The organism is Micromonospora sp. NPDC007220 (assembly GCF_040634035.1).
GTDB lineage: Bacteria > Actinomycetota > Actinomycetes > Mycobacteriales > Micromonosporaceae > Micromonospora > Micromonospora reichwaldensis.
The window spans coordinates 116437-129007 of the sequence record NZ_JBEYEU010000010.1 but is presented as its reverse complement, the minus strand read 5'-3'; the positions used below and the strand labels follow the sequence as shown (position 1 = coordinate 129007).

At 70.9% G+C, this 12571-nt stretch carries 10 protein-coding genes and 1 riboswitch; of the genes, 9 read left to right on the top strand and 1 reads right to left on the bottom strand.

The window, feature by feature from the left end:
* Positions 1–2: 2 nt before the first annotated feature.
* Positions 3–776 (bottom strand): GntR family transcriptional regulator, encoded by a 774-nt coding sequence (locus ABZ573_RS19540; protein ID WP_151452717.1) that lies wholly within the window; start codon positions 774–776, stop codon positions 3–5.
* 160 nt (positions 777–936) lie between these two features.
* On the opposite strand from ABZ573_RS19540, the gene ABZ573_RS19535 reads away from it, so the two are divergent.
* From ABZ573_RS19535 to ABZ573_RS19495, 9 genes are all read left to right on the top strand, one after another.
* Positions 937–2208, top strand: a complete 1272-nt coding sequence (locus ABZ573_RS19535) for an extracellular solute-binding protein (RefSeq protein ID WP_151452718.1) — start codon at positions 937–939, stop codon at positions 2206–2208.
* A complete protein-coding gene (locus tag ABZ573_RS19530) occupies positions 2187–3137 on the top strand; it encodes a sugar ABC transporter permease (protein ID WP_225851932.1) in 951 nt (316 codons plus the stop codon). Before ABZ573_RS19535 ends, ABZ573_RS19530 begins: the two co-directional genes overlap by 22 nt.
* Positions 3138–4034: a carbohydrate ABC transporter permease gene (locus tag ABZ573_RS19525; RefSeq protein WP_151452719.1), complete on the top strand. Its 897-nt coding sequence runs from the start codon at positions 3138–3140 to the stop codon at positions 4032–4034. It abuts the gene before it with no gap.
* Positions 4031–4960, top strand: a complete 930-nt coding sequence (locus ABZ573_RS19520; RefSeq protein ID WP_151452720.1) for a BadF/BadG/BcrA/BcrD ATPase family protein — start codon at positions 4031–4033, stop codon at positions 4958–4960. Before ABZ573_RS19525 ends, ABZ573_RS19520 begins: the two co-directional genes overlap by 4 nt.
* Before the next feature lie 47 nt (positions 4961–5007).
* A complete protein-coding gene (locus ABZ573_RS19515; protein ID WP_151452721.1) occupies positions 5008–6201 on the top strand; it encodes a hypothetical protein in 1194 nt (397 codons plus the stop codon).
* Positions 6194–6943 carry an SIS domain-containing protein gene (locus ABZ573_RS19510; RefSeq protein WP_327028159.1) on the top strand — a complete coding sequence of 250 codons (750 nt, stop codon included), beginning with the start codon at positions 6194–6196 and terminating at the stop codon, positions 6941–6943. Before ABZ573_RS19515 ends, ABZ573_RS19510 begins: the two co-directional genes overlap by 8 nt.
* A gap of 282 nt (positions 6944–7225) precedes the next feature.
* Positions 7226–8320 carry an N-acetylmuramoyl-L-alanine amidase gene (locus tag ABZ573_RS19505; RefSeq protein ID WP_225851933.1) on the top strand — a complete coding sequence of 365 codons (1095 nt, stop codon included), beginning with the start codon at positions 7226–7228 and terminating at the stop codon, positions 8318–8320.
* A gap of 341 nt (positions 8321–8661) precedes the next feature.
* Positions 8662–8878: riboswitch (cobalamin riboswitch) on the top strand.
* A 204-nt stretch (positions 8879–9082) separates the two neighbouring features.
* Positions 9083–11428 (top strand): ribonucleoside-diphosphate reductase subunit alpha, encoded by a 2346-nt coding sequence (locus tag ABZ573_RS19500; protein WP_358119743.1) that lies wholly within the window; start codon positions 9083–9085, stop codon positions 11426–11428.
* Between the two features lie 35 nt (positions 11429–11463).
* Positions 11464–12459, top strand: coding sequence for a ribonucleotide-diphosphate reductase subunit beta (locus tag ABZ573_RS19495; RefSeq protein WP_151452723.1), 996 nt, complete (start codon positions 11464–11466; stop codon positions 12457–12459).
* Positions 12460–12571 lie beyond the last annotated feature (112 nt).

Below are 12571 nucleotides of genomic sequence, written 5' to 3'. Positions count from 1 at the left end.
CGTCAGCCGCCCTGGGACGGGGGGCTGACGTGCATCTGGATGGCGTACCGGTCGCCGCGGTAGAGCGAGCGGCCGTACTCCACGACCTTGCCCATGTTGTCGACCGAGATGCGCTCTATCAGGAACGCCGGGGTGTCCTCGCCGACTTCGAGCCGTTTCGCCTCGGTGCCGGTCAGCCGGGCGATGGTGACGGTCTGCCGGGCCGATTCGAGCCGCACCCCGAAGACACGGCCCAGAACCTCGTACAGCGAGTCGTCGCGCTCCATCACCTTCAGCAGGCTGGGGAACCGTGCCGCGGCGAGGTTCGTCCGCTCCAACGCCATCGGGATGCCGTCCGCCGTGCGGATCCGCTCGATGTAGTGGGTCGGGTCGCCCGGGGCGATGTCGAGGTTGGCGGCGACCTGGCGGGCGGCCGGGCGGGTGCGGGCGCGGTACGACTTGGCACCCGGTGTCATGCCGCGCATCCGCATGTCCTCGCTGAACGAGCGGAAGATCTCCGAGTGGGTCAGCGTGGGGTGCTGCACGAAGGTTCCACGCCCGGGCACGCGCCGGACCATTCCCTTCGACTCCAGCGCGTCGATGGAGCCCCGGACGGTCATCCGGGCGACTCCGAACCGTTCGGCGAGGACCCGCTCCGAGGGGAGCAGCGCACCGTCCCGCGAGTTCAGGACCATGGCGGTGAGGACGTCCCTGATGTGCTCGCCCTTGCCGCCGTTGCGCTCCGCCGGCAGGGACTCAAGGGCCCCGTCGCTCGGCTCATGTCGCGTCCTTGGCACGAACCAGTTCTCCTTCCTACGCAATTCAAGCCATCGTACGGGCAAACGCCCGGACGGCTGGTGAGGTCGGCGTAACCGTTGACCTCCGGTCTATACCAGTATTAGCCTCGGCTGGTCCGCCACGTCCAGCGGGGTGGCGGCCACGACGATCGGAGATGCGATGCCCAGAAGACGCGGTGTGCTGGGGGCGGCAGCGCTGCTCGCCATCACCCTTACTGCGTGCGCGCCAGGCAGCGGGGGTGGCGGCGACGACGCCGTCAACCTGAAGGTCTGGGGCTGGCGGCAGGAGGATGTCGCGGCATACAACAAGATCTTCCAGATCTACGAGAAGGCCCACCCGGGCGTGACGGTGGAGTACCTGCCCTACAAGAACACCGAGTACGACACGATCCTCAAGACCGGCCTCACCGACTCCAGCGGCCCCGACGTCGCGCAGCTGCGCTCCTACGGGCTGCTCCAGCCGCTGGTCGCCGCCGGCAGCCTGGTGCCCCTCGACGACCAGGTCGACAAGCTCGGCGGCTTCCCGAAGCCGGTCCTCGACGGCGCGAAGGGCGAGAAGGACGGGCGCGTCTACGGCGTTCCGTTCGCGCTCCAGACCCTGCACGTCATCTACAACAAGAAGATCTTCGCCGACAACGGCATCGCCGCCCCCACCACGTGGGCGGACATGATCGCGGGCTTCGACAAGCTCAAGAAGGCCGGCGTCACCCCGCTGGCGAACACCGTCACCGACAAGTGGATGCTCCCGATCGAGCAGGAGATCTTCGGCGCCACGACGTACGGCGGCCCCGACTACCTGACCAGGATGCTCGACGGCTCGGCGAAGTTCACCGGCACGCCCTGGGTGAACTCCCTCGAGGCGTGGAAGAGCACCCAGAAGTACTGGCCGGCGCAGGCGTCCGGGGTGAGCTACGCGGACGCGCAGGCACTCTTCACCTCCGGCCGGGCCGCCGCGTTCCCCGGCGGCGTGTGGGAGATCGCCGGGTTCAAGAAGGCCAATCCGCAGCTGGACCTGGGCATCTTCAACGTGCCGCCCGCGCCCGGCGCGGCGGTCGACAAGACGCTGGTTCCCGGCTACGTCGACGGGTCGTTCGGCGTCTCGGCGAAGTCGCCCCGGCGGGACGCGGCTCTGGAACTCGTGCGGTGGATGGCGACCGAGGAGTTCGGCCGCGCCCTGGCCACCGAGCTCCACCAGATCTCCGCGGTGCCGGGCGTCCAGCCGCAGGACGAACTGCTGGCCCAGGCACTCCGGGAATACCAGGCGAACCCGAGTCCGTACGTCACCTACGCGTACTTCTCCGGCGGCACACCCACCGGCTGGGACCTCGCCTCCGAGGCGTTCTCCGACTACGTCCTCGGTCGACGCAGCGCCGCTGACACGGCCGCCCACGTCCAACGAGGGGTCGATCAGTGGTTCCGGCCCAAGAACTGACGGTCCGTCCTGCCCGGCGGTCACGCCGCCGGGCGGGACGGGTCTCGGCAGGGTGGATCACGACCTTCTGCCTGCCGGCCCTCGCGCTCTACGGCCTCTTCGTCGTGGTGCCGCTCGTCACCGCCTTCTACTACGGGCTGTTCCACTGGGACGGCACCCGGCAGGGGGAGTTTGTCGGGATCGGCAACTACCAGGAGGTTCTCGCCCGCTATCCGTTACGCGACGAGATCCCCGCCGCGCTGGGGCACAACGTCCTCTTCTTCGTCGGCACCATGGCGATCCAGAACACCGTCGGACTGGGCCTGGCGGTGCTCCTGCACCGCAATCCCTGGGGCAAGCGGCTGTTCCAGACGCTCTTCTCGCTTCCCTACCTGATCAGCCCGCTGATCGTCGGGTACATCTGGTCGCTCCTGCTGAGCCCCACCTTCGGGCCGATCAACTTCGCGCTCCGCGCGGTCGGCCTGGACGCGTGGGCGCGTCCGTGGCTCGGTGAGCCGGACCTCGCCCTGCCCGTACTGATCCTCGTCAACGCCTGGCAGTGGATCGGCGGACCGATGCTCATCTTCGGCGCCGCCCTGGGCGGCATCCCCCAGGAGCTGGAGGAGGCGGCCGCGATGGACGGCGCGTCCGCGACCCGGGCGTTCTGGAGCATCCGGTTCCCGCTCCTGATGCCGGCGGTCGGCGTCATCACCGTGCTGACGTTCATCGGGTGCTTCAACATCTTCGACCTCGTCTACGCGCTGGGCGGCTCCGACGGCGGACCCGGCGGCGCGATGGACGTGCTCGGCCTGCTCTACTACCGGACCGCCTTCCAGGGCGGCAGCAACGCGATCGGAGAGTCCTCGGCGTTGGCCATGCTCATCTTCGTGTTCATCTTCGGGGTCTCCCTGGGCCTGGAGCGGGTGCTGCGCCGCCGGGAGGTCCACTAGATGACGACCCTGCGCGCCGCCCCCCGCACGGCACAAAAAGCCAGGGGCGATATTGAACCTCCGCGTGGCACCCGCCAGCGTTCGCTGCTGCGCACCGCCGGCGGCCAGTTCGTCCTGTGGGCCTACGCCGCGATCGCCTTCGGCCCGCTGCTGCTGGTGCTGATCGGATCGCTGCGGAGCAACGCGGAGATCCTCCAGGCACCGGTCGGGCTGCCCAGCTCGTTCGACCTGAGCAACTACACCCGGGCCTGGCAGACCGCGTCGATCTCGACGTACTTCGTCAACTCCCTGACCGTCACCTGCGCCTCGGTGGCGCTGTGCGTCAGCGTGTCGGCGATGGCCGCCTACGCCCTGTCCAGGTGGAAGTTCCGGGGCCGCGCCCTGCTGGCGGCGTTCTTCCTGTCCGGGTTGATGATCCCCGCGAAGCTCGGCCTGCTGCCGGTGTTCTACATGTTCCAGTCGATGGGTCTGATCGACAGCCGGATCGGGTTGGTGCTGCTCTACGCGGCGAGCGGAATCCCGTTCTCGATCTTCGTGATCATGGGCTTCATGCGGGGACTACCCGGTGAGCTGGAGGAGGCCGCGCGCATCGACGGGGCACACGAGGGCCGGCTGTTCGTGTCGGTCGTCCTGCCCCTGATGCGGCCGGCGCTCGCGGTCGCCACGGTCTTCCAGTTCGCGCCGACCTGGAACGACTTCTTCTATCCGTTGGTGCTGCTGCGCAGCGGGGACAAGTACACCGTCCCGGTCGGGCTGACCCGGTTCTTCGGCGAGTTCGCCGCCGACCGCGGCACCCTCTTCGCCGGACTCGTGATCGCCCTGGTGCCGCTGGCCGTGGTGTTCGCCCTCGCGACCAAGCAGATCGTCGCGGGCCTGACCGCAGGGATGTCACGTTGACGACGACGATCACCATCGACGGCGGCAAGTCGGAGCTCCGGCTGCTGCTACGCGCGGCGGCGGGCCGCCAGCTCGGCGTCGGCCCGGGCTTCTCCTACCAGCCCCACGAGGACGGCGTCGACCGGATCCTGGCCGCGGTTCGTGGCGCCGCGGCGACGATCTCCCTTCCCGAACAGGTGGCGGGCGTGGTGGCCGGCCTGACCGGCGTGCCGGGGGAGTCGGCGGAACGCCGGCGCCTCGCCCTCGCCCTCGAACGACAGTTCGGCGGTCCGGCCGTGGTCGTGGAGGACAGCATCCTCGCGCACGCCGGCGCTCTCGGCGGCCCCGGCGTACTGCTGTGTGTCGGGACCGGAACGACCGTGCTCGCCGTGGACGCTGACGGCGACCACGCCCGGCTCGACGGATGGGGTCCCCACCTCGGTGACCGGGGCAGCGCGCACGCCATCGGGCTGGCCGGAATGCGCGCCGCGACCGCGTCGTACGACCGGGTGGGGCCGGCCACCGGGCTGGCCGACCGCCTCGTCGCGGCGCTCGGCGGCGTGGACCTGGCCGCGCTGCAGCGGTACTACCGGGACCCGGCCATGATCTCGCGTACGGCGGCCTTCGCCCGCGAGGTGCTCGACGCGGCCGCCGGGGCCGACCCGGTGGCGGGCCGGATCTGCGCCGGGGCCGCGGCCGACCTCGCCGACGCGGCACAGGCGGCAACCGAACGGCTCGGTCTCGGCGGGCCAGCCCGCCGGGTGTCCTTCAGCGGACGGCTGCTGACGCCGGGTAACCCTCTTCACCAGGCGCTGTCGGCCGAACTCGAGGCCAGAGGGCTGCCCCTGGTGACGCCCAGAGCGGAGCCGCTCGACGGCGGTCCGGCGCTCCTGAGCGGTGCCGCCCCCTACGCGCGCCTGCTGGCGCGCCAGGGCGGCGACGCGTGAGGGCCGGGCACGGGGTGGCGCGACTCGAGGTCGTGCCGGGGGAACCCATGGGTGGGTACGCCGACCGCTCGGACGGCGTGCGGAACGTGCTCGACCCGCTGGAGGTCCATGTCGTGACCTTCGCCGACGAGGGCCACCGCTTCGCCCTGGTGGTCGCGGACCTGATCTGCGTCAACGTCGACGTCGTCGACCGGATCCGGGCCGCCATGCGAGACGTCGGCGTGCAGTCCTGCTGGGTCGCCGCCACCCACACCCACGCGAGCCCCGAGGCGGGCTGCAGCCCTGGCGGCGACGCCACGCCACGGCACGTCGCCGACCGGCTCGAAGCCGCGTCCCTCGTGGCCGCGCGGTCTGCCGTGGCGTCCGAGCGTGCCGCCCGACTCGGCTCCGCCCGCACGCTGGTTCCCCAACTGGCCGGTCACCGTAACGTCGCTGATCCGGCTCCCCTGGACATTCCCGTCGACACCATCGTGGTCACCGCGGGCACCGAAGTGGTGGGGCTGGTCGTGGTCTCACCGGTCCACCCGACCATCCTTCCCGCCGACAACAACCATGTGAGCGCGGACCTCAACGGCGGCATCCGCCGGGCGCTGGCCACGCCGGACCGGTGGGTGGTCGTCGCCACCGGTGCGGCCGGCGACATCAGCACCCGGCACACCCGTCAGGGGCGGGGGCTCGACGAGGCGGACCGGCTCGGCGCCTGGCTGGCCGACCGGGTCGAACCGGTGTCGCCGCGCGTCGGCGAGGGTGCGGCGCCGCCGGTACGCCCGCCGGTCGTGCGGACGGTGACGCTCGCGCCGAAGCAGCCGGCGGAACTCGACGTCGCCGTGCGTCAGACCCCGCCGCCGGGGGGCGGGAACGAACGCATCCACCGGGTCATGCAGCAGGGGCTGCGGATCGCGGCGGAACAGGCCGCCCGGCAACGCACGGAACCGTACGTGATCGACGTGGAGGCGGTGGACCTCGACGGCGTCACGGTCGTGGCCGTTCCCGGCGAACTGTTCCTGGAACTGGGCGAGACGATCCGGGCCGCGGCGCCGGACCAGGCACGGGACGTCGTGGTCCTCGGCTACGCGAACGGCTACCTCGGCTACCTACCCGCCCGTGACACGCAGCCCTGCTACGAAACCTATGCCAGTCCGGTCACCTCGGGCAGCAGCGAGATCGTCGTCGAGGCCGCAGTGGCGGCCGTCGCGGCGGCCGTCGGCAACCGGGACCACTCCAGGAGGATCAATGCCTGAGCCTGCCTACGCCAACATCGCCCGGACCGCACTCGAACAGGTCCTGTCAACGCAGCTCGACGCCATCGAGGCAGCGGCCGGGCTCGTCGCCGACGCCATCGCCGCCGGTGGTGTCCTGCAGGCGTTCGGGACCGGCCACTCGCGGATCGTCACCCTCGAACTCGCGGGGCGTGCCGGCGGGCTCGCCGCCGTCAGCATGCTGGCGGTCAAGGATCTCGTGATGTTCGGTGGCGCCGAGCCGGGGCCGATCCTCGATCCGACGTACGAGCGCGAGCCCGGCCTCGCCGAGCGGATCTACCAGCTCGCCGCACCCTCCGCGCACGATGCCTTCCTGATCGTCTCGAACTCCGGAATCAACGCCGCCGTCACCGAGATGGCGGTGCTGGCCCGCGAGCGCTCCCATCCGATCGTGGCGGTCACCTCACTGGCACACACTCGCTCGGCCGGTGCCCGTGCGACCCAGGGACCGCATCTCGCCGACCTGGCGGATGTGGTGATCGACAACCAGGCGCCGGCGGGGGACGCGGCGCTGGAGATCACCCCAGGAGTTCGGATCGGGGCGGTCTCGTCGTTCACCGGAGTCCTCATCGCGCAGCTACTCACCGAACTGGTCTGCCGCCGGTTGCTGGGCCGCGACATCGACCCGCCCGTGCACGTATCCGCGAATCTCGCGCAGGGCGACGCGCACAACCGCGTCCTCTACGAGCGGTACCGCGATCAGGTCCGCCCGATCGAACCCTGATCGGCCGGGACGAAGGCTCCGGGGGCGTGAGCCTCCCGGTCGAGTTGGCCCTTCAAGCGGGCCGTCGACCGGCTCGGTGGGCCGGCGGATCGGTGTGAGTGGGTGCTCGCCTGGGCGTGGGATGCGGTCGCGGCACGACGGCCGTGCGACCGCACCCACGCTCAGCCGGCCAGCGGTCGGGCTCGGCGGTCCGGCGGGCCGTAGGAGGAAACCTTCAGATCTCAGATCAAGGGACGTAGACATCTTTCATGTTGTATCGATGTCCCGCTATATTGCCGAGCAGTGTCGATCTCTCCCGATGACGAGGTGCACATGTTCGACAACCCGACGCTTCGGCGGCGTACCCTGTTGGCGGCCGTCGCTGGCGCCGCGGCCGTCCCCATCATCGCCGGCCCCGCGTGGGCGGCGTTGCCGAAGGTCTACATCGACCCGGGCCACGGCGGCACCGACCCCGGCGCGGTCGGCAACGGGCTGCAGGAGAAGGCCCTGACGCTCGACATCTCCCTGCAACTGCGCAACATCCTGCTGGCCAACTGGGCCGTGGACGTCCGGATGTCCCGCACGACCGACATCACCCGCAGCCTGGCGTACCGCACCGACGACGCCAACGCGTGGGGCGCGAACCTGCTGGTGAGCGTGCACATCAACTCCGGCGGTGGCACCGGCTTCGAGAGCTACCGTTACCCGACGTCGGACGCCGCCACCGTCAATCTGCACAACGCCCTGCACCCGAGGGTGATCGGCGGCATGCGGACGATCGGTGGGGTCACCGATCGGGGGCTGAAGACCGCGAACTTCCACATGCTGCGCGAGTCGGCCATGCCCGCGGTGCTGACCGAGAACCTCTTCATCGACTCCGTCGCCGACTCGAACCTGCTCAGGCGCGCCGACTTCATCACCGCCACCGCCCGTGGCCACGCCGAGGGCATCGCCGCCTACCTCGGCCTGAGCGCCCCCAACCCGCCCACGTTCAGCACCATCGTGGACAACACCACGGCGGGACGGTTCACGGCGAGCACCAACTGGGGGACCTCCTCGTACTCCGCCCAGCGCTACGGCGCCGACTACCGCTTCGCCAACCCCACGCTGGCCAGCGACTCCGCCTGGTTCAAGGTGAACATCCCGGCGGCCGGCAACTACCGCGTCGAGGTGCGGCACCCGGCCGACCCCGGCTACAACAGCTCGGCCCCGCACGTCGTCGTCACCGCCTCGGGCAACCGCACCGTCAACGTGGACCAGCGCTCCAGCGGCGGCGTCTGGCGCTCGCTGGGCACCTTCGGGCTGGCCGCCGGCGACCGTAACCTGGTCGCGGTCAGCCGCTGGACCAGCAGCACCGGCTACGTGGTGGCCGACGCCGTCCGGGTCACCCGGGTCTAGGAACGCTGCCGGGCTGAGGCCGGGCGTTCGGCAGGCGTCGCCGCGCCACGCCTCGCGGCCCTCCTCCACCGCCACCAGCGCGCCGACAGACCCACCCGAACGTGATCAGGACGCCATGGACGTGACCCGGCGGCTTTAGGGTCCATGGCGTCCTGATCACCGTTTGCGGGGCGCGGCCGGCAGAGAGCTGCGGCAGAGAGCGGCACCGCGTCGCGGTGCGCCGGTGCGCGGGTCGGTGCATCGACGCGGGCTTCTGGCCGGCGATCGACGGGTGTGACCCGCGCCGCCGACGACACGCCCGGGACCGACATGTGGGGTGTGACAACGGCGCCAACCCTATATATGGTGTCGGCGCAGCTGGTTCGGCCGCTCATCCGGAGTGGTCGAGGCAAGAGGGAACCCGGTGGGAATCCGGGACTGCCCCGCAGCGGTGAGTGGGAACGACCGCCGTCATCAGCACTGGGCCGCCAGCGGCCTGGGAAGCGACGGCCAGTAGGAGACCGGCGAGTCCGGTCGCGCCCGCGAGTCCGAAGACCTGCCAGTGCGCCGTACGCCCGCTTCCGGGTGTGTGGCGGTCCGAGGCCGCGTGGGACGGCCGACGCCATCCCGACGCGTTGCCCTGCGGCGCGTCGTCGTCGGTGTCCGCTCCCCGCGTGCCCAGGAAATCCGTCTGGGATCAAGGCTCGCGAGGAGTGAGTGGTGACAGTCACCGAGGTTTTTCCGGCCGACGATGCGGTCGTGGTGGGCCAGCGGCGGCCGCAGATGCGGGTCCGCAAGCGCGACGGCGGCACCGAGGCGGTCGACGTCAACCGGATCGTCCGCGCGGTCGAGCGGTGGGCCGACGACCTCGCCGACGTCGACCCGCTGCGGGTGGCGACCCGGACGATCAGCGGCCTGTACGACGGGGCGACGACTGCCGAACTGGACCGGCTGTCCATCCAGACCGCCGCGGAGATGATCGGTGAGGAGCCGCAGTACTCGCGGCTGGCCGCCCGCCTGCTGGCCGGGTACGTCGACAAGGAGGTCCGCCGGCAGGGCATCGGCTCCTTCAGCGAGGCGATCCGGCACGGCCACGCCGAGGGCCTGATCGGCGACGACACCGCGGCCTTCGTCGCCGCCCACGCCGGCGCCCTCGACGCCGCCGTCGACCCGCGCGGCGACCTGCGCTTCGAGTACTTCGGGCTGCGTACGGTCTACGACCGGTACCTGCTGCGCCACCCGACGAGCCGGCTGGTGCTGGAGACCCCGCAGTACTGGCTGCTGCGCGTGTCCTGCGGCCTGTCGCAGGCACCGGACGAGGCGATCGGGTTCTACCGGTTGATGTCGAGCCTGGCGTACCTGCCGAGTTCGCCGACGCTGTTCAACTCCGGCACCCGGCACACCCAGATGTCCTCCTGCTACCTGGTCGACTCCCCGCGCGACGAGCTCGACTCGATCTACCAGCGGTACGCGCAGGTGGCGAACCTGTCGAAGTTCGCCGGGGGCATCGGCATCGCGTTCTCCCGGGTGCGCTCCCGGGGCGCGCTGATCAGGGGCACCAACGGGCAGTCCAACGGGATCGTGCCGTGGCTGCGGACGCTCGACGCCTCGGTGGCGGCGGTCAACCAGGGCGGCCGGCGCAAGGGGGCGGCCTGCGTCTACCTGGAGCCGTGGCACCCGGACGTCGAGGAGTTCCTCCAACTGCGCGACAACACCGGCGAGGACGCCCGGCGCACCCACAACCTGAACCTGGCCAACTGGATCCCGGACGAGTTCATGCGGCGGGTGGAGTCCGACGGGGTGTGGTCGCTGTTCGACCCCGACGTGGTGCCGGAGCTGCCGGACCTGTGGGGCGAGGAGTTCGACGCGGCGTACCGGGCCGCCGAGGAGCAGGGCCGCTACGTGCGGCAGGTCCCGGCGCGGGAGCTGTACGGGCGGATGATGCGTACCCTCGCCCAGACCGGCAACGGGTGGATGACGTTCAAGGATGCTGCGAACCGGCTGTGCAACCAGACCGCCGAGGCGGGCAACGTGGTGCACCTGTCCAACCTGTGCACCGAGATCGTCGAGGTTTCCAGCGACGCCGAGACCGCCGTGTGCAACCTCGGTTCGGTCAACCTCGCCGCCCACCTGGGCGCGGACGGCATCGACTGGGAGCGGCTGCGCGCCACCGTCTGGACCGCCGTGACGTACCTCGACCGGGTCATCGACATCAACTACTACCCGACGGCGCAGGCGGCGGCGAGCAACCCCCGCTGGCGACCCGTCGGGCTCGGGCTGATGGGCCTTCAGGACGTGTTCTTCGCGCTGCGGCTGCCGTTCGACTCGCCGGCCGCCCGGGAGCTGTCCACCCGGATCAGCGAGGAGCTGTACCTGACGGCCCTGGAGACCTCCGCCGAGCTGGCGCGACGCTCGGGCGCCCACCCGGCGTACGGGCAGACCCGGGCGGCGCGCGGGCAGCTGCAACCCGACCTGTGGGGCGTCACGGGCACCCAGACGGCGCGGTGGAGCGCGCTGCGGGAGCGCGTCGCCGCGTACGGGCTGCGCAACTCGCTGCTGGTGGCGATCGCGCCGACCGCCACCATCGCCTCGATCGCCGGCTGTTACGAGTGCATCGAGCCGCAGGTGTCCAACCTGTTCAAGCGCGAGACCCTGTCGGGGGAGTTCCTCCAGGTCAACACCGCCCTCGTGCGGGAGTTGAAGGCGCGGGGCCTGTGGACGGAGCGGATCCGCTCGGCGATCAAGCGCGCCGAGGGCTCCGTGCAGGACGTCGCGGAACTGCCGGCCGAGGTGCGGGAGCTGTTCCGTACCGCGTGGGAGCTGCCGCAGCGGGCGTTGATCGACCTGGCCGCGGCCCGCGCCCCGTACATCGACCAGTCGCAGTCGCTGAACCTGTTCCTGGCCGCGCCGACGATCGGCAAGCTCTCCTCGATGTACCTGTACGCCTGGAAAGCCGGGCTGAAGACGACGTACTACCTGCGGTCGCGGCCGGCCACCCGGATCCAGCAGGCCACCGTCGCGCCGGTCGGGCCGGCCCGTGCCGCCGGTGTCGTCGCGCCGGTGGCGACCGTGGACGAGGCGCTGGCCTGCTCCCTGGAGAACCCCGAGTCGTGCGAGGCCTGCCAGTGACCACCCCGACCACCAGCGAACCGAGGACCACACACATGCTGCTCGACCCGGGGATGGATCTCACCCTGCGCCCGATGCGCTACCCGCACTTCTTCGACCGCTTCCGCGACGCCATCCGCAACACGTGGACGGTGGAGGAGGTCGACCTGCACGCCGACCTCGCCGACCTCGACCGGCTCTCCCCGGCCGAGCGGCACCTGGTCAGCCGCCTCGTCGCGTTCTTCGCCACCGGCGACACCATCGTCGCCAACAACCTCGTGCTCAACCTGTACCAGCACGTCAACTCGCCGGAGGGCCGGCTCTACCTGTCCCGGCAGCTGTTCGAGGAGGCCGTGCACGTCCAGTTCTACCTGAACCTGCTCGACACCTACGTGCCCGACGAGGCCGAACGCTTCGCCGCGTTCGCGGCCATCGAGAACATCCCGTCGATCCGGCGCAAGGCCGAGTTCTGCTTCCGCTGGATCGACTCGCTGGGCGAGCTGCGCCAGCTGCGTACCCGGGAGGACCGGCGCGCCTTCCTGCTCAACCTGATCTGCTTTGCCGCCTGCATCGAGGGGCTGTTCTTCTACGGCGCCTTCGCCTACGTCTACTTCCTGCGCTCCCGGGGGCTGCTGCACGGCCTGGCGTCCGGCACCAACTGGGTGTTCCGCGACGAGTCCATGCACATGGCCTTCGCCTTCGACGTGGTGGAGACGGTACGGGGGGAGGAGCCGGACCTGTTCGACGACGAGCTGGCCGCTCAGGTGCGGCAGATGCTCGCCGAGGCCGTCGAGTGCGAGGTCCAGTTCGCCGAGGACCTGCTCGGCCAGGGCGTGCCCGGGCTGTCCCTGGTCGACATGCGCGAGTACCTGCAACACGTCGCCGACCGGCGGCTCGCGCAGCTCGGCATCCCCGCCCACTACGGGTCGACCAACCCGTTCGCGTTCATGGAGTTGCAGGACGTCCAGGAGCTGTCGAACTTCTTCGAGCGACGCGTGTCGGCGTACCAGGTCGGGGTGAGCGGCACGGTGGCCTTCGACGACGACTTCTGAGCACGGGGGCCGCGCAGGCCGTGCGGCCGTCGCGCCGGGACCGGACGGGCGTGGGCGCCCCCCGTTCGCGGCCCCCGTGGCCGCGAACGGGGGCAGGCCCGATCTATGCTCC